The 21,133-nt window shown below is 69.6% G+C and carries 23 protein-coding genes and 2 pseudogenes; 9 read left to right on the top strand and 16 right to left on the bottom strand.

Annotated features, from left to right (window positions below; translation table 11 throughout):
- Positions 1–31: 31 nt before the first annotated feature.
- Positions 32–1,699 (bottom strand): MFS transporter, encoded by a 1,668-nt coding sequence (locus tag OHB04_RS34090; protein WP_326808953.1) that lies wholly within the window; start codon positions 1,697–1,699, stop codon positions 32–34.
- A 208-nt stretch (positions 1,700–1,907) separates the two neighbouring features.
- Between OHB04_RS34090 and OHB04_RS34085 the strand changes: the two genes are divergently transcribed.
- Positions 1,908–2,468, top strand: coding sequence for a TetR/AcrR family transcriptional regulator (locus OHB04_RS34085; RefSeq protein ID WP_326691484.1), 561 nt, complete (start codon positions 1,908–1,910; stop codon positions 2,466–2,468).
- Between the two features lie 212 nt (positions 2,469–2,680).
- Here OHB04_RS34085 and OHB04_RS34080 read toward each other — a convergent pair whose 3' ends face one another.
- Positions 2,681–3,754, bottom strand: coding sequence for an alpha/beta fold hydrolase (locus OHB04_RS34080; protein ID WP_326808952.1), 1,074 nt, complete (start codon positions 3,752–3,754; stop codon positions 2,681–2,683).
- 343 nt (positions 3,755–4,097) lie between these two features.
- Here OHB04_RS34080 and OHB04_RS34075 point away from each other — a divergent pair, with 343 nt between their 5' ends.
- Genes OHB04_RS34075 through OHB04_RS34065 form a run of 3 tightly spaced genes read left to right on the top strand, consistent with a single transcriptional unit; the run spans position 4,098 to position 7,275 of the window.
- Entirely contained in the window at positions 4,098–5,393 is a 1,296-nt protein-coding gene (locus OHB04_RS34075) for an ABC transporter substrate-binding protein (RefSeq protein ID WP_326808951.1), read from the top strand.
- Positions 5,393–6,346, top strand: coding sequence for a carbohydrate ABC transporter permease (locus OHB04_RS34070; RefSeq protein ID WP_326808950.1), 954 nt, complete (start codon positions 5,393–5,395; stop codon positions 6,344–6,346). Before OHB04_RS34075 ends, OHB04_RS34070 begins: the two co-directional genes overlap by 1 nt.
- Before the next feature lie 23 nt (positions 6,347–6,369).
- The gene (locus OHB04_RS34065; protein ID WP_326691480.1) at positions 6,370–7,275 is read left to right on the top strand and encodes a carbohydrate ABC transporter permease; all 906 of its coding nucleotides are present in this window, start codon (positions 6,370–6,372) and stop codon (positions 7,273–7,275) included.
- A gap of 55 nt (positions 7,276–7,330) precedes the next feature.
- On the opposite strand, the gene OHB04_RS34060 is transcribed toward OHB04_RS34065, so the two are convergent.
- From OHB04_RS34060 to OHB04_RS34050, 3 genes are all read right to left on the bottom strand, one after another.
- The gene (locus OHB04_RS34060; protein WP_326691479.1) at positions 7,331–8,125 is read right to left on the bottom strand and encodes a GltA; all 795 of its coding nucleotides are present in this window, start codon (positions 8,123–8,125) and stop codon (positions 7,331–7,333) included.
- A 513-nt stretch (positions 8,126–8,638) separates the two neighbouring features.
- Positions 8,639–9,043: a hypothetical protein gene (locus OHB04_RS34055; protein WP_326808949.1), complete on the bottom strand. Its 405-nt coding sequence runs from the start codon at positions 9,041–9,043 to the stop codon at positions 8,639–8,641.
- A gap of 440 nt (positions 9,044–9,483) precedes the next feature.
- Entirely contained in the window at positions 9,484–10,023 is a 540-nt protein-coding gene (locus OHB04_RS34050; protein ID WP_326808948.1) for a hypothetical protein, read from the bottom strand.
- A 276-nt stretch (positions 10,024–10,299) separates the two neighbouring features.
- On the opposite strand from OHB04_RS34050, the gene OHB04_RS34045 reads away from it, so the two are divergent.
- The 3 genes and pseudogenes from OHB04_RS34045 to OHB04_RS34035 all read left to right on the top strand — a co-directional run bounded on the left by OHB04_RS34045 (position 10,300) and on the right by OHB04_RS34035 (position 12,030).
- The gene (locus OHB04_RS34045; protein ID WP_326691476.1) at positions 10,300–10,683 is read left to right on the top strand and encodes a VOC family protein; all 384 of its coding nucleotides are present in this window, start codon (positions 10,300–10,302) and stop codon (positions 10,681–10,683) included.
- 138 nt (positions 10,684–10,821) lie between these two features.
- Positions 10,822–11,298, top strand: a pseudogene (locus tag OHB04_RS34040) (helix-turn-helix domain-containing protein); the annotation flags it as partial.
- 240 nt (positions 11,299–11,538) lie between these two features.
- A complete protein-coding gene (locus OHB04_RS34035) occupies positions 11,539–12,030 on the top strand; it encodes a hypothetical protein (protein ID WP_326809619.1) in 492 nt (163 codons plus the stop codon).
- A 39-nt stretch (positions 12,031–12,069) separates the two neighbouring features.
- Here OHB04_RS34035 and OHB04_RS34030 read toward each other — a convergent pair.
- Both OHB04_RS34030 and OHB04_RS34025 read right to left on the bottom strand, forming a co-directional pair.
- Positions 12,070–12,434 (bottom strand): annotated as a pseudogene (locus OHB04_RS34030) (helix-turn-helix domain-containing protein); the annotation flags it as partial.
- Positions 12,435–12,574: 140 nt separating this feature from the next.
- Positions 12,575–13,567 (bottom strand): GlxA family transcriptional regulator, encoded by a 993-nt coding sequence (locus OHB04_RS34025; protein WP_326808947.1) that lies wholly within the window; start codon positions 13,565–13,567, stop codon positions 12,575–12,577.
- Between the two features lie 129 nt (positions 13,568–13,696).
- Here OHB04_RS34025 and OHB04_RS34020 point away from each other — a divergent pair, with 129 nt between their 5' ends.
- Entirely contained in the window at positions 13,697–14,659 is a 963-nt protein-coding gene (locus tag OHB04_RS34020) for an NADP-dependent oxidoreductase (RefSeq protein WP_326808946.1), read from the top strand.
- Positions 14,656–15,627, top strand: coding sequence for an NmrA/HSCARG family protein (locus tag OHB04_RS34015; protein WP_326808945.1), 972 nt, complete (start codon positions 14,656–14,658; stop codon positions 15,625–15,627). Before OHB04_RS34020 ends, OHB04_RS34015 begins: the two co-directional genes overlap by 4 nt.
- 69 nt (positions 15,628–15,696) lie before the next feature.
- Here the strand turns inward: OHB04_RS34015 and OHB04_RS34010 are convergent, their stop codons facing one another.
- The 9 genes from OHB04_RS34010 to OHB04_RS33970 all read right to left on the bottom strand — a co-directional run bounded on the left by OHB04_RS34010 (position 15,697) and on the right by OHB04_RS33970 (position 21,129).
- The gene (locus OHB04_RS34010; protein WP_326691471.1) at positions 15,697–16,068 is read right to left on the bottom strand and encodes a DUF6479 family protein; all 372 of its coding nucleotides are present in this window, start codon (positions 16,066–16,068) and stop codon (positions 15,697–15,699) included.
- Between the two features lie 362 nt (positions 16,069–16,430).
- The gene (locus OHB04_RS34005; protein ID WP_326691470.1) at positions 16,431–17,204 is read right to left on the bottom strand and encodes an MgtC/SapB family protein; all 774 of its coding nucleotides are present in this window, start codon (positions 17,202–17,204) and stop codon (positions 16,431–16,433) included.
- A 9-nt stretch (positions 17,205–17,213) separates the two neighbouring features.
- Positions 17,214–17,498: a gas vesicle protein K gene (locus tag OHB04_RS34000; protein ID WP_326691469.1), complete on the bottom strand. Its 285-nt coding sequence runs from the start codon at positions 17,496–17,498 to the stop codon at positions 17,214–17,216.
- Entirely contained in the window at positions 17,495–17,680 is a 186-nt protein-coding gene (locus OHB04_RS33995; protein WP_326693052.1) for a gas vesicle protein, read from the bottom strand. Before OHB04_RS33995 ends, OHB04_RS34000 begins: the two co-directional genes overlap by 4 nt.
- 62 nt (positions 17,681–17,742) lie before the next feature.
- Positions 17,743–18,645: a GvpL/GvpF family gas vesicle protein gene (locus OHB04_RS33990; protein WP_326808944.1), complete on the bottom strand. Its 903-nt coding sequence runs from the start codon at positions 18,643–18,645 to the stop codon at positions 17,743–17,745.
- Entirely contained in the window at positions 18,623–18,952 is a 330-nt protein-coding gene (locus OHB04_RS33985) for a gas vesicle protein (protein ID WP_326691467.1), read from the bottom strand. The genes OHB04_RS33990 and OHB04_RS33985 overlap by 23 nt, the downstream gene beginning before the upstream one ends.
- A complete protein-coding gene (locus tag OHB04_RS33980; protein ID WP_442815019.1) occupies positions 18,949–20,139 on the bottom strand; it encodes an SRPBCC family protein in 1,191 nt (396 codons plus the stop codon). Before OHB04_RS33980 ends, OHB04_RS33985 begins: the two co-directional genes overlap by 4 nt.
- Positions 20,132–20,896 carry a DNA primase gene (locus tag OHB04_RS33975; RefSeq protein WP_326691466.1) on the bottom strand — a complete coding sequence of 255 codons (765 nt, stop codon included), beginning with the start codon at positions 20,894–20,896 and terminating at the stop codon, positions 20,132–20,134. Before OHB04_RS33975 ends, OHB04_RS33980 begins: the two co-directional genes overlap by 8 nt.
- The gene (locus OHB04_RS33970) at positions 20,893–21,129 is read right to left on the bottom strand and encodes a gas vesicle protein GvpG (protein WP_326691465.1); all 237 of its coding nucleotides are present in this window, start codon (positions 21,127–21,129) and stop codon (positions 20,893–20,895) included. Before OHB04_RS33970 ends, OHB04_RS33975 begins: the two co-directional genes overlap by 4 nt.
- Positions 21,130–21,133: the final 4 nt, after the last annotated feature.

Here is a 21,133-nt window from a genome sequence, read left to right as displayed (position 1 = left end):
TGAGTGTGTCGGTTGACCGATTCCCTTGAATCTACAGGACTGTAGAACCAAGCGGACGGCCGGTACCGGCATCGGCACCGGCATCGGAGGCGGCACCGCCATCGGGGTCGGCACCGTCGCCCCGGTCGGCTCCGTCACCCGCCGCGCCACCGGGCCGCAGCAGCACCCACGCCTGCGCCGTCGCGACAACAAGCAAGCCCGCGCCGACGATCCCGGTGAGCTGTACACCCCCGGCGAAGGCGTCCCGCGCGGCACCGGCCAGCGAACGGCCCGCCGCCCCACCCGTTTCGGCGGCCTGGCGCAGCGCGTTCGCGAACGTCTCCCGCGCGCTGCCCATCACCTCGGAGGACACGCCCTCGACCGGGTCGAGACCCACGCGGTACGCGGAGGACAGCACGCTGCCCAGGACCGCCACACCCAGCGCGCCGCCCAGTTCGATGCCGGTCTCGGACACCGCGGAGGCGGCACCCGCGCGTTCGGGCGGCACGGTGGAGAGCACGATGCTGTTGGTCAGCGTCATCACCGTGCCGGCGCCCAGGCTGATGAGGCAGAAGGCGACGGTGATCACGGCGACGCCATGCCCCAGCGGAAGCGCCGTCATCACGGCGTAGCCGAGCGCCGCCGTGGCGAGACCTCCGGCGACCAGCCGGCGCAGCCCGGCCCGCTGGGCCGCGGCGGCGGCGAAGAAGCCGGAGGCCACCGAGAGCGCGGCGCCCGGCAGCAGCAGGAGCCCGCCGCGCAGCGGGGAGAGCCCTTCGGAGAGCTGGAGGAACTGCGGTATGAAGAAGAGCGATCCGGCCATCACGAAGACCACCAGCACATTGGTGACGATCGCGGCCGAGAAGGTACGGATCCTGAACAGGGAGATGTCGATGAGCGGATCAGCGAGCGTGCGCTGGCGCCGTACGAATACGTAGCCGAAGAGCAGTCCGACGACGAGGAACGGCAGCGCCTTCAGCTCGTCGCCGTGCGCGAAGATCTTGATGGCGTAGACGACGGGCAGCACCGTCAGCAAGGTCAGCGCGGCGCTCAGCAGATCGAAGCGGCCCGGCGAGGGGTCACGCGCCTCGGGCACCAGCAGCGGCAGCCCTATCAGCGCGAGCACCACGATCGGCACGTTGATCAGAAAGACGGAGCCCCACCAGAAGTGCTCCAGCAGCACCCCTCCGACGACGGGCCCGAGCGCGGAGCCCGCGCTGAAGGCCGAGCCCCAGGCGGCGACTGCGACGAGCCGCTGCCGCTCCTCGCGGAACATGTTGCGCAGGAGCGAGAGCGTCGAGGGCATCAGCGTCGCACCGGCGACGCCCAGCAGGACGCGCGCGGCGATCAGCCCGGCGGCGCTGGGCGCGTAGGCGGCGAGCACCGAGGCGGCACCGAAGCCGGCGCAGCCGGTCATCAGCAGCTTGCGGCGGCCGACGCGGTCGCCGAGCGTGCCCATGGTCACCAGCAGTCCGGCGAGCACGAACGAGTAGATGTCCACGAGCCACAGCAGTTGGCTGCTCGACGGAGCGAGGTCCGCACTCAGCGCGGGGATCGCGAAGCCGAGGACGGTGAGGTCGACCGCGATCAGGAGTACGGGCAGCGTGAGGACCACCAGCCCCGCCCACTCACGCGCGCCGGCCTTCGCTGCCACGTCGGCCACGTCGGTCGCGTCGGTCGCGTCGGTCGCGTCGGTCGCGTCGCGTACGTTGTGCGCCATGTCGCAGCGCCTCCCCTCCACCGGGTGCGGGTCACGCCCCCGGCATTTGTGTACGGGCGTACATAAATCTGTGTACTAGAGTACACAAATCGCGCCGGGGCCGCGCCTCGTTTCTTTCCCGGCGCCGCGGAGAGCGCCCGGAGAATCCACCCGGGGAACCGCCCAGAGAACCGGAAGAGCCGAGAGAGCCCGGAGATACGGAGTGCCGATGGGAGCCAAGCGCGGACCGGCCGACCCCGAGCGCCGGGAGCGGATCATGGCCGCCACCGAGCGGCTCCTGCTGGAGCAGGGCATCGCGGGGGTCAGCCATCGCGCGGTGGCCCGTGAGGCGGAGGTACCGCTCGGGTCGACGACGTACTACTTCGCCACCCTCGACGATCTGCTGGACGCCGCGACCCGGCGGCTGAGCGAGCGCTACGCGGACTGGCTGCACTCCTGGGGCGAGGAGCTGGGCGAGGTGTCGCCGGCCGGTCTCGTGGATGCGCTCGCCGACCTGGTCGAGGACCAACTGCGCCACGCGCGCGAGGAGTTGATCGTCAGCTACGAGCTGCTGACGGCCGCGATGCGACGGCCCGAACTGCGCGCCTCGGCCCTGCTGTACGCGGAGACCGAGCGCGCGGTCCTGGCGCGGCACACGGACGAGCAGACCGCCATCGCACTCGTCCGAGTGCTCGACGGCCTGCTCGCCCAGTCGCTCGCCGCGGCGCGCCCGCCCACCCGCGCGGACATCACGGGCCCGCTCGCCGCGCTGCTCACCCCACGGAACTGAACAACCCGCCTCACGGAAGGGCCGGTCGGCTCACTCTCGTGCTGGGTCCCGGCCGTCTCGCTTTCGCCATGGATGGCGTTCCTTCCTCTGAGGCGTCAACAGGGACCCTGCATTGATGAATCCATCAACACTCAAGTCGTTGTTTTTCCCCGCCAAGTTGCGTCCGTCCTAGCCGAGTTGCGTCCGTCCTCGCCGAGTTGCTCCCGTCCGCCTCAAAGCTGCTCCAGCCATCCCACGAGGAGGCCGTTGACCTCCTCCGGCCGCTCCTGCTGCACCCAGTGACCGCACCCGGGCAGGAGGTGCGAGCCCCGCAGGCCCGGCAGGGTCCGGGGGAACGCCTCGATCGCCGGGGCCAGCCAGGTCGTCGAGGAGTCCAGTTCGCCGCCCACGAACAGCGAGGGCACGCCGATGGGCGCCCCGTCCCAGGCAGCCAGGTCCGCCCAGTCGCGGTCGACGTTGCGGTAGCGGTTGAGCGCGCCGGTCAGGCCCGTACGCTCGAACTCCCCGGCGTACACGTCCAGTTCGGCCTCGCTCAGCCACCCGGGCAGCCGCCCGCCGACGAACCGGTCGGCCATCCGGGCGCCCTCCGGCACGAAGTACGGGCTGCCGCCGTAAGCCTCGGCCCCGGCCCCGGTGTCGGCCGAGAGGCTCGCGTAGAAGCCCGCGAGCCAGCCGCGCACATCGGCCTCGATCTCCGCCTCGGCCCGGCCCGGCTGCTGGAAGTAGCTGACGTAAAACTCCTCAGTTCCGCCGAGCGCGGCGAACGCCTCGGTGGGCCGTATCCCCCCGCGCGGCGCGTAGGGGACACCGAGCAGGCCGACGGCGGTGAAGACATCGGGGCGCAGCAGTGCGCTGTTCGCGGCGATCGTGGCGCCCCAGTCGTGCCCCACAACGGTCGCGGTGCGCTCCCCCAGCGCGTGGACGACTCCCACGTTGTCGGCGACATGGGCCAGCATCCGGTAGTCGGAGACGGCCCCTGGCTTGGAGGAGCGCCCGTAGCCGCGTACGTCCACGGCGACGGCGCGGTATCCGGCTGCCGCGAGCGCGGGCAGCTGGTGGCGCCAGGAGTACCACCCCTCGGGGAAGCCGTGGACGAGCAGCACCAGCGGCCCTGTGCCCTGCTCGACCAGGTGGATCCGGCCGCCAGGCACCTCGGCCAGCCGGTGCAGGCCGCCCGGCGGGGCAGCGGGAGGGGAGGCGGACAAGGCACCGGAAAGGGGCTCGGGACGCGCGGAACGGGGCCCGGGACCGGGCGCGGGGATGGGTCCTGAAGGGGGCTGTGGCATGACGCTCTCCTGGGTGCTCAGGCGTGCCGTGCGGCCCTCGGGCCCGCACGCCCCGAGCCTCCGGCAGCGGGTCGCCCCCGGCCAAGGAAGCTTGCCGGTCCGGCAAATGACGCGCTCCCCCGCCGGGCTGCGGGCGCCCCCGAGGGGGCTTGGGCGCGCACCCGGGGTTGCGTTGAGCGCCGGGCGGGGCTTGGACAAAGTGCTGTCCGCAACTGGACTTCTGCGCACGTGTCTTGACCGTGAGCTGTCAGGGGGGATCAATAGCCCTGTCCACGTCAACACGCGCGTCCCGGCAGACATGCCCCCCACGGGGAACGGCGCGCCCTGTCCGCCGGGAGGGCCCATGACGCACACCGGAATACGCACGGCCGCGATCGCGGTGGCCGCTGCCGCCGTCCTCACCTCGCTCACCGGGTGCGGCTCCGACGGCGGGGACGGCAAGACCCTGACGTACTGGTCGATGTGGACGGAGAACGAGCCGCAGGCGGCCGTGCTCAAGTCGGCGATCAAGGACTTCACCAAGGACACCGGCATCAAGGTGAACGTCCAGTGGCAGGGCCGCACCGTCATGGAGAAGCTGGCGCCCACCCTCACCACGGGCAAGGTGCCCGACCTGGTCGACCAGTCCGACGACAAGCTCTACCCCACCCTGGTCCAGTCGGGCCGCGCCAAGGACCTCTCGGGCGTCTTCGACAAGCCCGCGACGGGCGAGAAGGGCAAGCTGTCCTCGAAGCTGAAGATGAGCTACCTGGGCTACCTGCGCAAGCAGCCCGACGGCGGCAACAAGTGGCTGGTCCCCTACGAGGTCACCTCCGTCAACCTCTGGTACAACGCGGCCGACAAGGACGTGAAGCCGCCCAGGACCTGGGACGAGCTGCTGGATGTCTGCGCCAAGCTGAAGTCCAAGGGCCGCGCCTGCGTCTCGGCGGACGGCGACCAGCCGGTCTACATCATCTGGTGGCTGGACTACCTGGCCGACCGCATCGGCGGGGACGGCGTCATGAAGAAGGCCATCACCGACAAGTCCGGGAAGGGCTGGGACGACCCCGCGGTCAAGGAGGCGGCGGAGAAGATCCGCGAGCTGGTCGACAAGGGCTACCTCCTCAAGGGCTACGACGCCAGCAAGTACCCCGAGCAGCAAAACCGCTGGGCCCAGGGCAAGGCCGCCTTCAACCTGAACGGGAGCTGGCTGCCCACCGAGACCAAGAAGTTCGCCAAGGAGGGCTTCGACTACAAGGCCGCGCCCTTCCCCTCCGCCGTCCCCGACAAGGGCGGCAAGCGGAACGCCACGGATGTGCGGCTGTTCGGCTTCGCCGTGCCCAAGCAGGCCAAGAACGCCTCGGCGGCCGAGAAGTTCATCTCCTACTTCCTGGCGAAGAAGCGGCTGTCCGGCATCGCGGCCAAGGCGGGCAACATCACCCCGCGCCCCGACATCGAGGCGCCCGCGATCCTCCAGGACGTCAAGGAGCAGGTGGAGTCCACCCCCTCGCGCGAGCAGCTCCCCGGCTCGGTGACCTCCTACACCGACAAGGCGCTCTACCCCGCCTACAAGGACCTGTTCTTCGGCAAGGCGGACGCGGACCGGTTCGTGGCCGAGGTGAAGAAGCTGCACACCTCCTACGTCAAGGCGCAGCGCTGATGGCCGTACTCACGGCCGGGCGGCGCGAGCACGGCCCCCCGGTGCGGGGCGCCGCGCGGGACACCCCGCTGGCGATCAAACGGCGGCGCCTGTTCTGGCCGTTCGTTGCGCCCTCGCTCACCTTCCTCGCGGTCTTCTACATCGGGCCGCTGCTGTTCGGGATCTGGACCAGCTTCCACAAGTGGGACGGCTACTCCGCCATGGAGTGGAACGGCCTGGGCAGCTACCGCACGCTGGTCGACGACCCGTTCTTCCGCACGTCGATGCTGAACACGTTCAAGATCCTCGTGTTCGTCGGCGTCGCCGTCTTCGTGCTGGCGTTCGCGCTGACGATGGTGCTGCGGGAGATGGCGGGCAGGCGGTTCGTGCGCGCCGTGATCTTCTTCCCGCACATCGTCAACGCCATGGTGTTCGGAGTGCTGGCCGGCTTCCTGTTCAACCCGGGCGGCCTGGTCAACTCCGCGCTGTCCTGGCTGGGGGTGGACGACCCGCCCAAGTGGCTGGGCAGCGACAACGTCTTCCTGCTGATCATGGCCACGATGGTGTGCACCTCCACCGGCTTCTACGTCGCCATCCTCATGGCCGCCGTCGACAACATCCCCGCGTATCTCTACGAGGACGCCGAGCTGGCCGGTGCCGGCGCGTTCCGGAAGTTCTGGCACATCACACTGCCGCTGAGCTGGGACGTGGTGACCGTGTGCGCGGTGCTGTGGACGATCAGCTCGGTGAAGGTCTTCGAGCTGGTGCTCGTCTTCGGCGGCACCTTCACCACCAGCGGGCCGCCCATCGAGACCTGGACGAGCGCCCTGTACATCTACCGCAACGCGTTCACCGGCGACCACATCCCACAGTTCGGGGTCGTCTGCGCGGCCGGCATCACCAGTCTGGTGCTGGTGGCGGTCTTCACCGCGTTGCTGCGCCGCCTGATGCGCCGCGATCCCGTCGAGTTCTGAGGTGAGCCAAGGTGACAGCCAAGGTGACAACCCCCCTCATGGACCCCGCCCCGCCGCCGCCCCTCACGGCGGACGGGGGCCGCGCGCCCCGCCGGCGGCGGGCCCGCGTCGGTCCGGCCCGCGCCCTCGGCATCGGCCTGATCTGGCTGTTCGTCGCGGTGAGCCTGCTGCTGCTGATGTGGATGCTGCTGACGTCGCTGCGGGACTCGCGCGCGATCTTCGACCGGCCGTGGGCGCTGCCCGACCCGTTCAAGCTTTCCAACTACACCACGGCCTTCGACTCCGGCTTCGGCCGTGCCGCGCTCAACAGCGTGCTGGTCAGCGGTTCGGCCGCGCTGGTCTCGGTGCTTCTGGCGGCCCCGGCGGCCTACGCGCTCAGCCGCCGGCTGAACCGGCTGGCGGGCCCGCTGACGATGCTGTTCGTGCTGGGCCTGGGCGTGCCGGGGCAGGTGCTGCTGATCCCGGTGTTCTTCATGCTCACCGAGGTGAACATGGTGGACACGCTGCCCGGACTGTTCCTGGTGTACGTCGGCATCGCGATGCCGTTCACCGTCTTCCTCCTGACCGGCTTCTTCCGTTCCCTGCCCGGCGAACTGGAGGAGGCCGCCGCGCTGGACGGCGCCTCGCCGGCCCGGACCTTCTGGCAGATAGTCCTTCCCCTGGCCCGCTCCGGGCTCATCACCGCGTTCATTCTCCAGCTCATCAACAATTGGAACGAGACGCTGTTCGCGCTCTCCCTGATGCAGAGCAACGACAACTTCACGCTGCCGCTGGTACTGGCCCGCTTCATCGGTGAGCAGCAGTACAAGGGGGCCGACTGGGGCGGAATGTTCGCCGGACTGTGCCTGATCGTGGCACCGATGCTGATCATGTACGCGTGGCTGTCCCGCCGGATCATCACGGGGATGACGCTGGGGATCGGCAAATGAGCTCGGGATCGGCAAGATGGAGCCGGACCGGCGGAACAGCCCGGGGATCGACGTCTCAACTCGCCTGCCGCGCCACCAGTTGCCACCAGTTTTCGGCAGGTGTCCACCGCCAACCGGTATCACGGAGAGCGAGAGCCCTTTCAATGCTCGCTCGCACGCGTAGCTCCCGCTCTTTCGGGTCGTGATATTCAACGGACGCGGTCGACTGGGACGTGTGCTTACGGTAGATCTCCCCGGGCTGCTCTTGAACCCACCCGGAAGACACGGCCTCACATGCCAGCAAGGTGGCCGCGTCCTCGAACGCGGGAATCGCCGGCCAGCCCCCTACCGCGCGCACGAGGGCGGTGTGAGCCGTCATGGTCGTCCCCATCACGGGAAGTTCTCCCTCGATCAACGAATCGAGAAGAAACCCGTCCGGAAGGAGGCCGGGAGCTGGATCGTTCGGCCCCTCCTTGAGCTCCCCGTCCGGGAGGAGGTCGAGGCACGGAGAGACACACCAGCCGATCCCGGGACGGTCCAGGAGCACGTCAATGTCCCGCGCCAACACATCGGCGTCCGGGAGAAGGTCATCAGCGTCCAGCGTGCGCACGAGGGATCCGCGGGCCCGGGGCAGGGCCACGGTCCGGGCCCGCGCAGCGCCACCCGCGCGCCCGTTCCCCTTCGAGACCCAGGGAAGGTCGGGAACTCCGCGCAGGGGCTCACCTGTCCGACCGTCTTCCTGGACAACCCACTCAAGACTCCACCCGGCAGGGAGCTTCTGGGATGCCAGGCTTTCGAACGTCTCCAGGATGAACCCGTCTCCGCCCACGTGAACTGGAGTGATGACGGATATAACCCGCTCCTGGGCCATTTCTCCTACCTTTCAAGAGGGAACCCCGCGCCGGGCACGTGCCGCTGGTGGCGGTGACGGTGGCAGTGACCGCCTGTGCCACCGTCAAGTTCCTCCGACGATTGAGGCGAACATACGGGCCCAGTCCCCGAATTCAGCAGCCAGGTCATCGCACTGCCGCGTCCCGGGCGGCGCGTGATTGCGCTTTCAGCCAGTTTGTTCACCCACGCCGGCCCTCGTCGGTCGGTCCTCGTGGGTCGGGCCTCGTGGGTCGGGCCTCGTGGGTCGGTCCTCGTGGGTCGGTCCTCGGCGGTGCCGGGCGAGCCCGGGTCCGCAGAGCGACTACGCAGGCGTGCGGGCACCGGTTCAGCAGAGGTGCTTCCCGTGCATGAAGCGCGCCGCCGCCGTCTGCTGTCAGTGGGGCCCGAAAGCCACGAGGTCACGCAAGTTGGAGAAGACGGTTGGTCGCGGACGGACGAGAGCTGGGGAAGCCACCCACCGACAACGGGGATGGCCGCTTGGCCATGAAGGCCCTCAGTCGGGTGCCTCGATTCGCGTGAAGGTGACCCTCTCCTCGTGATCGATAACGATCACGGCAACACTGCCAGGATCACGGCAAATGATGGCCACGTCATCCGATGCCGGATACCAAAGGTCGTCAATAACATCGGCAAACGCCCCATAGGAGGCGCGGGCGGCGAGCCCGTCTGCCAGCCAGACGCACAGCGCTTCCGCATCGGTGGTCACAGGCTGTGCGAGTAGCCAGCTCCGCAGGTCCTCCGAGAGGAAGCGGGAGACGTCAGCGACAGCTCCAGCCTTCCGCTGGATCTCTGGTACCTGCGCCAAGGTGCCACCCAGAAGATCGACTGCTTCTTCGAAGGCTGACGGGCTCGATGAGGCTCCGATCTTCGCAAGAGTCTCTTTGAGGTGAGGAGGCATCCCCCGGTTTCCCTCCACTATGTTCCCTGCGGAGGGCCCGTCAGGGCACCCACCCGATATGACGTGACCAGATGTCGATACGTCTTCGGGGAACCCCTCATACCCAAAGACGCCGCCCTCACCTGTCTTTCCTTCGGCCAGTCCCGATAGTTGATGTGGCGGGCAAGGTTACCGATCCGCCACCCGCGCATTTGTCGGCAGACTGTTCCCCGACGACCGTGCCCGCTCCTTCGCCAGGAAGGGCTGAGAGCCGGGGGTCACTCGTCAGGTACCGAGCGCCTACGGATGGTAGTAGCGGAAGCAGTGGTCGTGGAGACCAGTTTCGGGGTCATGGCATGGGCCCGGAAAGCGGACGGACGCGGGGGCCGACCTTGTCTCGGGAACAGGCCACGGTGCGGCGGCCTCACGGACAATGGACGTTTGACCGGCGGTGGGCCCTTTTAGTCGGCTTGCTCCCGTTTCTTGCGGTCCGGCGAGAACCGGTCCCAACGCTGTGCCGATCGGCTCCACGGGATTCCTTTGAGGAGGGATGCGAACTTCACAGCCTGTTCCCAGGAAATCGGGTGCTCAAGCCTTCGGAATTCTTCCTCGTTTCTCGAAGAGCGCACCTCGATAAAATACTGGTCCTCCCTGCCTGTACCTCCGCCTCGTTCCCATGTGGCCGGCATAATAGTGATTACGGCCCGGTCGGCGAGCGTCAGGCGGGTTGCCGTTACGGCTGGCTCTCCGTCCTCTTCGCAGAGGAGTTGCTCTGCACCGGGTTCAGACTCTCCCATCAAGTAGACCTCCCACTGGTGCGCCTCCTCGCACTGCATTCGCCACCACGCACTCATTGCACTCCATAGGCCACTGGACCAGTAGTAAAGATGTGCCTTCTTGTTTACGCGAGGGCCCCAGATGTTTACGCGGGGAGGCGCTTTGCCGTCTTTCCCAAAGTCGTACCCGAGGAAGTCGTCGCGCCGGCCGATGGTCCCATCCACGCTACCGAGCACGAAAAGGGGGAGCCGGCCGCGACCTGATCCGGCTGAGCGTGAACGAGATCCGCCGCCTGCTGAGCAGATGCGCCCACGCCTCCCGGCACGAAGCCGGTCACATCCTGCACTGGTCACGCCGGCGCCGACGCCATCAACACCGCACCCGTCTCAGCCACTATCGCCGCCGAGGCCACCGGCCCCCGTAACCGGCTGCGGTAGCGGGCCGCGGGTGCGGCCCTATTCCGGTGGCGGGCGGGGCACCACTCGGGCATGATCGCGCGCATGGCCTCAACGGTGACGAACATAGCGATCGACTGTGCGAACGCCTACCAACTGGCGCAGTTCTGGAGCGATGTGACCGGACATCCGCTGGATCCCGAGGACGAACCGGGTGACGACGAGACAGAGGTCATGCTGCCCGGCGGTCCGGCTTTGCACTTCAACGAGGTTCCAGAGCCGAAGCCGGCCAAGAACAGGCTTCATCTGTGCCTGCGCCCGGACACCTCGCGGGACGCAGAGGTGGAGCGGCTGCTGAAGCTGGGCGCCTCCCTGGTCGCCGATCGCCGCAAGCCCGACGGCTGGGGCTGGGTCGTTCTCGCCGATCCGGAGGGCAACGAGTTCTGCATATTGCTGGCCGAACCCGAGCGGGCAGCATTGTCCTCGTGACCTCAGCACTTGCTCAAGCCCCGAGACAAGTGGCGCCGCGGTACTAGTTGTTCTGTCCACGGAGGTTGGTGACAGCGATCACCGGTAGGTGATCTTGAAATGGGTGAGGGCCTTCTGGCCCGGTGTGGATTGCGACATCTGCACCGGCGACCAGAAAGGCCCTCATGCCGCACCGACGCACCCCTGACCGAGACCGGGCGCCTGCGGCTGGCCCGCTGTGTGGTCGAGGACGGCTGGCCACTGCGCAGGGCGGCCGAACGGTTCAACGTCTCGGTCACCACGGCTCAGCGGTGGGCGAACCGCTGCCGAGCCGGTGGCCCCGCCGCCATGACCGACCGTTCCTGCCGCCCTGGCCGTAGCCCACGCCGGACCCCGACACGCATCGAGCGGCGCATCATCAAAGTCCGCGTCCTGCGCCGCTGGGGCCCGGACCGGATCGCGGGCCTGCTGCGTCTGGTGCCCTCGACCGTGCACCGCGTCCTGACCCGCTACGGCATCAGCCGCCTCGCCCATTGCGACCGGGCCACCGGCCGGGTGATACGCCGCTACGAACGCGACCGCCCAGGCGAACTGGTCCACGTCGACATCAAGAAACCGGGCAACATCCCCGAGGGGCCCGTAGCTCTCGAAGGCGCCGCACTGCCCGTTCGGATAGCCCGACTCCGTCGTTGCCCGCGAGCCGCCGTGTCATCGCGCATCGGGCGCCAAAGGCTCCCGCAGGGAAGGCCGTTAAGGTGATCGGATGGATGTCGGTGCGGTGCTGATCGCGGTCGCCGGTGTCGGGGGGGGGGGACGCTCGGGGGCGCGCTGCTCACCCAGCGCGGTGCCGACCGGGCCAAGCGACGTGAGCTGGAGATGACCCACGCTTTCGAGGAGGCCCGCGAGCACCGCGAGCTGCGGCGCAGCTGCTATACGGAGCTTCACAGGGACGCGCGGCAGTTTTCCACAGCACTCAGCCGTCACCTGTACGTCATGCGGGACCGTACGGCCGAGGCCGAGGATATTCGGGCGTTGGAAGAAACCAAGGACACTTACCGCGACCGCTGGTCGGAGGCATTGATGATCGCTTCTGACACTGTGATCCCTTCGGCTCACGACGTGAACGAGGCACTGACCCTCGTCTACGGACAGGTCAAACGCCTGGAGCAGGGAAACCCGCGGCCGGGTGAGACCCTACGATCAGCGGCTGAAGCGCAACATTCGCTCTGGTCCCTGATCGACGCCATGAGGGAGTCCATGCGCAGTGATCTCGGCGTAACTGACGACCCGCACTCGGTCATCCCGAATCGCGAGCAGGTTGAGGCTGTGCGTCGTGATTTTGGCGTGGCTGAGGAGACACGAAGGTGATCTCATACCACCCTGTTCAAGCTTGGGTGAGTGTGAGGCCTGACCGCGCTCACGGCGGTGGGGAACGACCAGGCCGGTGCCCCGGTACCCATCGTCCGCGATGACGGTGGCGTTGCCGACGGCGTCCTTCGCGCCGGACAGCCCCACGCCTTGATCGCCCGAGGTGGTCGATGATGCGGCCGGCGGCCGACTTCGAGACACCGGAAAGCGAGGCGAGTTGCCGCAGTGTCAGGTTCGTCCGCCAGTACGCGGCGACCAGCGGGATCCGGTCCTCCAGCGACAGGCTCCACGGTCGTCCTCTGCGGACCGCATCTGCGCCTCCGCGGCGCAGCGGTGATCGGCTTGCTGAACCGAAGCGGGCTCAGCCCGGTGAACGGGGCTGTCCAGGACGGGGCCGGACTCAGGGCTGCGTAGCCGCGCGGCAACAGGCTTGGCGCGGCGCCCTCAAGGCCCTGCGAGAGGGTCATCGGCATGCCGTTCTCTCGCCGTAACGGCTGGCGGCTGGCGGCTGGCGGCTGGCGGCCGAGTTCCGGGAGGGCGGGGGTTACGTCGCGGCGGGCTCTGCCCGGATCGGTTCAGGGGCGCAGTGGACGCGGCGGTAGGCCAGTGGGGACAGGCCGAGGTGGGTGTGGAAGTGCTTGCGCAGCGCGACCGGGTCCCCGAAGCCGCAGGCGGTGGCGATCCGCTCGACGGTCAGGTCGCTGGACTCCAGCAGGCGGCGCGCCTGGCTCAGTCGGCTTTGCACCAGCCACTGGAGGGGGCTCGTGCCCACCTCGGCGCGGAACCGCCGGGTGAATGTGCGCTCGCTCATGTGCGCGTGGCGGGCCATTTCCTTGAGCGTGACGGGTTCGGTCAGCCGGTTCAGTGCCCACTGGCGGGTGGCCGAGGTGGAACGGTCGACGTCCTTCGGCACCGGGTGCTCGATGAACTGTGCCTGCCCGCCCTCGCGCCATGGAGCCACCACGCATCGTCGCGCCGCGGCGCCGGCCACGGTCGCGCCGTGGTCCCTGCGGACCAGGTGGAGGAACAGGTCGATGCCGGCCGCCCCGCCGGCAGCGGTCAGGATGCGTCCGTTGTCGACGAACAGCACGTCCGGGTCGACCTCGACATCGGGGAACAGCCGCGCGAACTGGCCGCACAGCGCCCAGTGGGTGGTGGCCCGCAGTCCGTCCAGCAGGCCGCCCGCCGCGAGCAGGAACGCCGAGGTGCACAGGCTGACGATGCGGGTCAGCGGCCGGATCCGGGCGAGCGCCGCGGCGACCTCACCGGGCAGCTGCCCGGTGGCGAGCAGGTGCTCCTCGGGTTCTTGGGTGGCGATCACCACGGTGTCCGCACTCTCCAGGAGCGACTCGTCGTTGTCGACGATGATCCGGAAGCCCCCGTTCGTGCGGACCGGCCGGCCGCCGAGCGAGCAGGTGGTCACGGAATAGAGCCGTGCCCCGGTCGGGTCGAGAGCCTCGTCGAGTACCCGGGACGCGATGCCCAGGTCCATCGGCAGGACCCCGTCCAGGGCGAGAACGACAACACGATGCGGCATGGCTGGAATGGTACGACAGGTGGCTGTCCAGCCACTCACGGCGGCCCTGAGCGTCGGCGAGGGTTGTCCGTGCCTGGGCTCCTGGCGCCGGGCTGAAGAACGTACGAAGCAAAGACGAACGAGGAGAGCATGAGCGAGCCAACGATGCGCGCCGTCACCGTCAAGGAGTTCGGCGGACCGGAAGTGCTGAGCGCCGGCCGGGTCGCGCGCCCCGAGCCGCTGCCGACCGAGGTGCTGGTGCGTGTGCACGCGGCCGGGGTCAATCCGGTGGACTGGAAGACCCGCGCGGGTCACGGTATGGCCGGGCTTCAGACGCTGCCGCTGATCCTCGGCTGGGACGTCTCCGGCGTCGTCGAGGAGGTCGGCTTCGGTGTCACCACGCTCGCACCCGGCGACGAGGTCTACGCCATGCCGTGGTTCCCGCGCCCGGCGGGCGGTTACGCGGAGTTCGTCACCGCGCCGTCCCGCCAGTTCGCCCGCAAGCCGGCCGCACTCTCACATGTCGAGGCCGCGGCCCTGCCGCTCGCGGCGCTCACCGCGTGGCAGGCCCTGGTCGACACGGCGGGCGTCACCGGCGGGCAGCGGGTGCTGGTGCACGCCGCGGCCGGTGGCGTGGGGCACTTGGCGGTGCAGTTCGCCAAGCACCTCGGCGCGGAGGTGATCGCGACCGCCCGCGAGCCCCGGCATGCCTGGCTCAAGGAGCTGGGTGCGGACGAGACGATCGACTACACCCGGCAGCGGTTCGAGGAGGTCACCGGCAAGGTCGATGTCGTCATCGACCTGATCGGCGCCGCGGACGACGCCGACGTGCGGTCGGTGTCGGTGACCCGGCCCGGCGGACTGGTCGTCTCCATCCCGGGCGGCGTCTCGGACGGCTTGGCCGCCGCGGCCGGGCAGACGGGTGTGCGCACCAGCCCGCTGCTGGTCGAGCCGGACGCCGCCGCTCTGAGTGCCATCGCCGGCCTGGTCGACTCCGGCGCGGTCCGGGTCGAGGTCGAGCGCACCTTCGCCCTGGAGCAGGCCGCCGAGGCGCACCGGCTGGGTGAGACCAACCGCACCCGCGGCAAGCTCGTGCTGAAGGTGGCGCAGTGACGTCGACGACCGCACTCGTGATCGGGGGCACCGGGACCATGGGGGCCCGGGTCGTCCGGGCCCTCGCCGCACGGACCGGCACCGTCGTGCGGGTGCTGACGCGGAACCCGTCCTCGGAGCGGGCCCGTGCCCTGGTCGAGAACACTCCCGGTGACGTTCGGCCCATCCGCGGTGACCTGGACGACGAGCAGTCCCTGATGGCCGCCTTCCGAGGTGTCGACCAGGTCTTCTGCAACACCGACTTCTTCGCCACGGCCAGCCCCCAGCAGGAGTACGCCCAGGGGCTGCGGGCGCTGCGCGCGGCGCGACAGGCCGGGGTGGACCGGTTCGTCTGGTCATCACTGGACAACGCCGCCATCCTCACCGACGGGCGGATCCCGGTCCCGCACTACGACGCGAAGGCCGCTGTGGAGGCCCACATCGCGCTGCACCGCTCCGAAGAGGCCATGCGGCAGGAGACCGACGGCTGGTACTCGCGGCATGTGGCCGTCCTGGTGACGGCACCGTACTTCGAGAACCTGTACGGCCTGGCGCCGCAGCGGACCCGGCTGCCCGACGGACGCGAGGGCCTCCTGTTCGCCCTGCCGCTCGGCGAGGACGGCCGCTGGCCCCTGATCGCGCTCGACGACATCGCCTTCTTCGCCCGTCACCTGCTCGACCACTGGGACGACTGGGGCGGCCGGACCCTGCGCATCGCCGCCGACGCCCTCACCGGTGACCAGATCGCGGCGGCGTTCGAGAAGACGACCGGCGTGCCGAGTGCCTACCAGGCGGTGGACCTCGACGAGTTCAGCCGCTCCCTACCGGGGGTCGGCCACGACTTGGCCGCGATGTTCGCGTTCTTCCAGGACCGTGACCTTCTCTCCCAGGACCGGGACCCGCAGGCCCTGCGCGCCCTGCACCCCGAGCTCGCCAACTTCACCGACTGGCTGACCACCACCGGGTGGGACGGCACCGCCGGGGGATGACAACGCCGCGGGGACCCCGGCGCACGCGAATCCGCGCCGGGGCCGGGGTCAACGGGCCGGCCGAAGGGGTCAGCCAAACCCACCGCTGCCGAACGAGCCGCTCTTGCCGGGCTCCCACGTCTTGCGGTGCGGGGGCTCGCCGGGGTGGCTCTCCCGGTCGCCCTGGTCGTGCACTCCCACGTGGGGAAGACGGCGCTCGCCATCGCGAGGCATCTCGTCGGGTTCGCGGTTCTCCATGATCTCGTCCGTCGGCCCTTCCTTGGGCAGGTGCGGCTGGGAGTCGGGGTCGGGCGGCACCTCTCGGTTGCGGATCCGGATACCCAGCCAGACCGCGCCGATCAGTGCCGCGACCAGGACGATTCCTATCGCGAAGGGCGCGATGCCCACCAGATGATCGTGGGCCGCGAGGTCGGTGGCAGCCAGGGTGACGTCCATGTTCATGTGCTCAGCCCCTTCGGCTCGCGGAGTCACCCCTCGGGGTTTCCCTCCCCACGCCGGAGAAACCCGAGCGCCTTACGCCGGGAAACCGAGCGCGCCCACAGCCCGCCGAGCCCCGGCAGCAGGGGTTCGGCCATGGCCGAGAAGGTGGCCGGCCAGATACCGGACCGGCAAAACGGCGTCACCGGTCAAGGCGGTGACCGATTGAAGGCTCCACCAGACGTGCCCCCGTCCGGGGCGTCGCCGAGCTGCCGCGTCGACGATTCGGAAGTCGCCGTGATCCAGACCCCGCCTCACCCCTCCGGACGGCGCCCGGCGCTCCTGATCCTCGACGGGGCTCAGTCCCTGGTGGATCTCGACGGGGCTCAGTCCCGGGTGGATGCCGCCTCGCGGCCGTTGACGGCGATCATGCCGGGGATGCTCATCAGCTCCCCCACCAGTTCGGGCACCGAGCCGCGCCCCGCGACCGCGAGCGTGAGCTGTATCCGCTGGGGCTGCTCCGTCGCCGGGCCGGCCCCGCCCGGACCGGCCTTGCCGGGGCCCGCCTCGCCCGGCATGCCCTCCTCCGGGTGCGCCGCGTCGGTCTCGGTGACCGCGAAACCGTGCTCCGTACACCGGGTCAGGGCGCTGCGCAGCACCCCGCGCCCCTCCTCGTAGGTCAGCCGCAGCCGGCCGGGGTCGCCGTCCGGGAGGTGTTCGCCCAGCTTGGTGAAGCCCCAGACGGTGAGGAAGTGCATGGCCACCACAGCGACGGCCAGCAGGGGGAGGCCCGCGCCGCACGCCATACCGACGGCGGCCGAGACCCACACGATGGCCGCCGTGGTGAGGCCGCGCACCACATCGCGGCGCAGGAAGATGACGCCGCCGCCGAGGAAGCCGACGCCGGAGACGACCTGCGCCGCGATGCGTGACGGGTCGAAGGAGACGTCCTCCATGCCCATCAGGTCGGCGAAGCCGTACTTGCTGACGAGCATGAAAAGAGCGGCCCCGAGCCCCACGAGTGCGTGGGTGCGCAGGCCCGCGCTCTTGCGTCTGGCCCGTCTCTCCAGGCCGATGATCGAGGTCAGGACGAAGGCCAGGGCCAGATCCGCGAGTTGCGGCCAGCCCTGGCCCATCGAGGAGTAGAACGCGTCGGGCATAGGGAGGATCTACGAACTCTGATCGGTGGGCAGGAGGGTACCCAGCGGGCCGAGATCCAGGTTCAGATCCTCGGGGGTCAGCCCGAAGCGTTCTCGGAGGAGTTCCATCCGGTCCTCCAGCAGCATGAGGGTCATGCCGATCCGCTCCTCCTGGTCGTCGGTCAGGTCTCCGACCTCTACTCGGCGCAGGGCCTGCCGCTCCACGAGCTGCCGCAGCAGCTCGACGATGGTCAGCACCAGCGCCGCGAGATCGCGCTCCACCGTATCCGGGTCGAAGTCCAGGCGGCGTGTCACAGGGGCTCCCCTCCTTCCCAGGGCGAGGGCACGCGCTCGTTGACCGAGGCGATCAGGGCGCGCAGGTCGATCCGTACGAGATCGACGTCGGCGATGCCCAGGGTGAGGCTGCCGGTCACCACAACTCCCGTGCCCAGCAGCCGGTCCAGCAGGTCGACGAGGGAGACCTCGCGCCGCGCCAGCGGCTCCTGTGTGTCATAGGAGGTGACGTGGCGCGACGCGTGGGGCTCCGGCTGAGCGGCACTCACCGTGCCGCTCCCTCCGTCTTCTCTTCGGCGGGTCGTTCGATGGTGCGGTCGCGTTCGCCCGCGTGACCGCGTTCGTCGGCGCGGTCGGCCGCCGCGAAGGAGTACGGCGCCCACGGGCCGGTCAGCTCGACGCGGACGTTGGGGTCGTGCGCGCCGAGTTGTTCGACGCGGGAGACGAAGTCCTCGGAGCGCTCGCGGGGCACGAGATAGGCGGCGTTGAGGAGGTTCTGGCCCGGAACCTTCGAGAGCTTCGGGTTCTGCGCGGGGTAGACCCGCACCTCCTCCGCCTGTCCGGAGAGCGCGGAGTGGAGGCTTCGGCCGAGCTGTTCGGCCTCCTGAAGCGCGTTCTCACGCGCTGTGACCTGGTGTCGGCGGCGGCGCAGATAGTCGCGTCCGCTCGTCGGCCCCGGCCGCTCGCCGCTGCCCCGCGCGCCCCCTGATGCCGGGGCTGCGGGAGCGGCGGCGGGCGTCTCGGGCGCGCTCGCGTAGACCTTCACGCCCCACTCGACGCGGCCCTCCAGCCGCCGCAGCGTCGCCTCGAACTCTTCCCGGCCCTCCGCGAGGGCTCGCCGTACGCCGTCCTCGTCGTGGTAGACGGTGGCCAGGCGCAGCGGGAGCGGGCAGGTGAGGCCGGTGAGCGCGTCGACGACCGCCTGGTGGGCGCGGGCGGTGTCCGCGAGCCAGTCGAGGTCCTCCAGATGGGCGCGCAGCGGCTCTTCGGCGAAGTCGGCCTCGGGGACCAGGCTCACCACGGCCGCCAGTCCGGCGTGTTCGACGGTGAAGGGCGTCGTGCCGCCCACGCCTCGCAGGTCCTCGGGCAGCGGGCCGTCCAGGGGCGCGGTCACGGCGTAGACGTAGCGCAGCTCCGCTCTGGTGTCATCGCTCGTGGCGCTGTTCATGAGGACTGCCCTCCAGTTCGGCGATGCGGTTGCGCAGGTGCTCGTTCTCCGCGTTCAGTTCGCGGTGACGGGCGTTCGAGCTGAGTGCGGGATCCGACTCCCACCAGTCGATGCCCATCTCCTTGGCCTTGTCGACGGAGGCGACGATCAGCCGGAGCTTGATGGTGAGCAGCTCGATGTCGAGCAGGTTGATCTTGATGTCGCCGGCGATGACGATGCCCTTGTCCAGGACGCGTTCGAGGATGTCGGCGAGGTTGGACCCGCCGCCGCTCTCGTACCTCTCGGGGAGCCTGCTGGGCGTGGTCATCGGCGCTCACCCGCCTCGGCGTACTCCTCTTCCGGCTCCTCCTCCGGCTCCTCGTCTTCCTCGTCGAGCTCGTCGGCGTCTTCCTCGTCGAGCTCCTCGGGCTCGTCCGGCTCGTCCTCCTCATCGGGCTCGTCCACGAGTTCCGCGTCCTCGACGTACTCGTCGTCGGCCTCGTCGGTGTCGGCCTCGTCGGTGTCGGCCTCGTCGTCGTCGGCAGCGTCCGCTTCGGCCTCGTCGGTGTCCTCTTCGGAGCGGGGCTCCTCGGACTCCTCCGCTTCGGCGTCCACCGCTTCGCCGTCCTCGGGGGCCTCGTCGCCCTCTTCCTCGGCGACCGCGTCCTCGTGGGTGGTCACGACCTCGCCGTCGCGGATCTCACCGCGCCAGCCCTCGTCGGCCTCGCCCTTCATGGAGATGTGCCGGGCGAAGTGCTTGAGGTCCAGGCGTGCCCTGCGGCCCTGTGCGCGCCATATGTTGCCGGTCTTCTCGAAGAGGCCCTTGGGGTAGTACTCGATGACGAGCACGACCCGGGTGAGGGTCGGGGCCAGTTCGTGGAAGGTCACCACGCCCTTGGTGCTGCCCTTGGCGCCTTCGGACGTCCAGGAGATCCGCTGGTCAGGCACCTGTTCCGTGGTGCTCGCCCGCCAGCTGCGGTTGGACCAGAAGATCTTCAGCTTCCAGTCCGAGCTGGTGTCGTCGGCCACCGTGACGTCCTTGACGCCCTTGGTGAAGGAGCTGAAGTCCTGCAACTGCGTCCACTGGTCGTACGCGTCGCGCAGGGGCACCCCCACGTCCACGTGCTCCAGGATGACGACGGGCTTCTGGCCGCCGCCCTTCTTCCGCTTGCCGCCGCCCTGGAAGGCGCTCTTGACGCCCTCCACCGCCTTGTCCTTCAGCTGCGAGGCGCCGGCCTCAAGGGCCCCGCGCACGGGGCCCTTGCCCTCGACGACCTTGCGACCGCTCTCCAGAGCGAGCTTGGCGAAGCCGGGGCTGCGGCCCTCGGCGACGTCGGTGAGCTTGCCCGTGGTCTGCCCGAGCTTGCGGCCCACTCCCATGAGCAGCTTCTCCGCCTCGGCCATGGCCAGGTCACGCGCCACCGACTTGAGGCGGTCCGCCGCCTCGGAATCGAGCCCGCCCAGCACCTTGCCGCTGCCGCTGCCGTTGCCGCTGTCGGCCCTGGTGTCAGCCACTGTCCCGGCCTCCCTTCGCACGGGCCGTCTTCTGCGCCGTCGACCGTGAGGAGGACGACGACCGCGAAGGCGAGGCCGGCTTGGCGGCGGAGGACTTCTTGGCGGGGGCCTTGTTCGCGGGCTGCTTCTTGGCCGGGCGCTTGGCCTGCCCGCCCTCCGCCCGCTTGCCGCCGGAGGCCGTACGTCCGGAAGAGGGGCGCTCGGAAGACGTGCGCTCGGAGGACGACCCCCCGGAGGCTCGCCCGGAAGACTCCGTCTTCTTCGGCGACCTGGCGGTCTTCGCGGCGGACGCGGTCCCGCGCTTGGCGGAACCGGCGGCGCCGCGCGCCGTGCCGGTGGCCTTCTCAGCGGTGTCCTCGGCGGTGTCCTTCGCCGAGTCCGCGGTGTCCTTGGCCGTGTCCTTGGCCGCGCCGCCCGCCTCCTTGGCCGTATCGGCCGCGCCCGAGAGCTGGTCGCGCACATCGAGGGTGCGCTCGTGCAGACGGTCGGCCAGCGCGTTGACCTGGCGGTTGACCAGGGCGCCTGTCGCCGCCCTGCCCGTTCCCCGCAGGTCCTCGCGCAGCTGGTCGCCCAGCTCCTTGAACTGCGGGTTCTGGGCCAGCTGTTCCGAGGCGAAGGTGGCGAGGGCGCGCGGGCTGAGTTGCAGCCGCTTGCCGGCCACCATCGTGGCGATGGCGAAGGCGAACTTGGCCTTCTTCGTCCGGCCGAGGACATATCCTCCGCCGACCGCCAGCGCCATGGTCAGTCTGTTGTTCATGTCCATGGGTTCCTGTTCTCCAGCCGGGCGAGGAGCTCGTCCTCGCGCCGGTCGAATTCGTCCTCGTCGATCTCGCCCGCGAGCAGTTTCTGCTCCAGAGCGGCGAGTTCGCGCTGGACCGTGGCGGGGTCGCGGTACTGCCGCTCCGCTTCCTCCTGGACCTGGCGCAGCACCCAGGCGGTGCCCCGGAAGGGGGCGGCGGGCAGCAGCAGCAATTCGCTGATAAGCCCCATGAGG

The sequence above is a fragment of the Streptomyces sp. NBC_01775 genome, assembly GCF_035917675.1.
In the GTDB taxonomy this organism is placed as follows: Bacteria; Actinomycetota; Actinomycetes; order Streptomycetales; family Streptomycetaceae; genus Streptomyces.
The sequence above is the reverse complement of the archived record's forward strand: the minus strand, read 5'-3'. Positions and strand labels throughout refer to the sequence as shown.

Bases quoted from the DNA above. Each gene is read 5' to 3' on its own strand.
- OHB04_RS34090 (WP_326808953.1), bottom strand. From the start codon at position 1,699: ATGGCGCACAACGTACGCGACGCGACCGACGCGACCGACGCGACCGAC.
- OHB04_RS34085 (WP_326691484.1), top strand. From the start codon at position 1,908: ATGGGAGCCAAGCGCGGACCGGCCGACCCCGAGCGCCGGGAGCGGATC.
- OHB04_RS34080 (WP_326808952.1), bottom strand. From the start codon at position 3,754: ATGCCACAGCCCCCTTCAGGACCCATCCCCGCGCCCGGTCCCGGGCCC.
- OHB04_RS34075 (WP_326808951.1), top strand. From the start codon at position 4,098: ATGACGCACACCGGAATACGCACGGCCGCGATCGCGGTGGCCGCTGCC.
- OHB04_RS34070 (WP_326808950.1), top strand. From the start codon at position 5,393: ATGGCCGTACTCACGGCCGGGCGGCGCGAGCACGGCCCCCCGGTGCGG.
- OHB04_RS34060 (WP_326691479.1), bottom strand. From the start codon at position 8,125: ATGGCCCAGGAGCGGGTTATATCCGTCATCACTCCAGTTCACGTGGGC.
- OHB04_RS34055 (WP_326808949.1), bottom strand. From the start codon at position 9,043: ATGCCTCCTCACCTCAAAGAGACTCTTGCGAAGATCGGAGCCTCATCG.
- OHB04_RS34045 (WP_326691476.1), top strand. From the start codon at position 10,300: ATGGCCTCAACGGTGACGAACATAGCGATCGACTGTGCGAACGCCTAC.
- OHB04_RS34035 (WP_326809619.1), top strand. From the start codon at position 11,539: ATGACCCACGCTTTCGAGGAGGCCCGCGAGCACCGCGAGCTGCGGCGC.
- OHB04_RS34025 (WP_326808947.1), bottom strand. From the start codon at position 13,567: ATGCCGCATCGTGTTGTCGTTCTCGCCCTGGACGGGGTCCTGCCGATG.
- OHB04_RS34020 (WP_326808946.1), top strand. From the start codon at position 13,697: ATGAGCGAGCCAACGATGCGCGCCGTCACCGTCAAGGAGTTCGGCGGA.
- OHB04_RS34010 (WP_326691471.1), bottom strand. From the start codon at position 16,068: ATGAACATGGACGTCACCCTGGCTGCCACCGACCTCGCGGCCCACGAT.
- OHB04_RS34005 (WP_326691470.1), bottom strand. From the start codon at position 17,204: ATGCCCGACGCGTTCTACTCCTCGATGGGCCAGGGCTGGCCGCAACTC.
- OHB04_RS33990 (WP_326808944.1), bottom strand. From the start codon at position 18,645: ATGAACAGCGCCACGAGCGATGACACCAGAGCGGAGCTGCGCTACGTC.
- OHB04_RS33985 (WP_326691467.1), bottom strand. From the start codon at position 18,952: ATGACCACGCCCAGCAGGCTCCCCGAGAGGTACGAGAGCGGCGGCGGG.
- OHB04_RS33975 (WP_326691466.1), bottom strand. From the start codon at position 20,896: ATGAACAACAGACTGACCATGGCGCTGGCGGTCGGCGGAGGATATGTC.
- OHB04_RS33970 (WP_326691465.1), bottom strand. From the start codon at position 21,129: ATGGGGCTTATCAGCGAATTGCTGCTGCTGCCCGCCGCCCCCTTCCGG.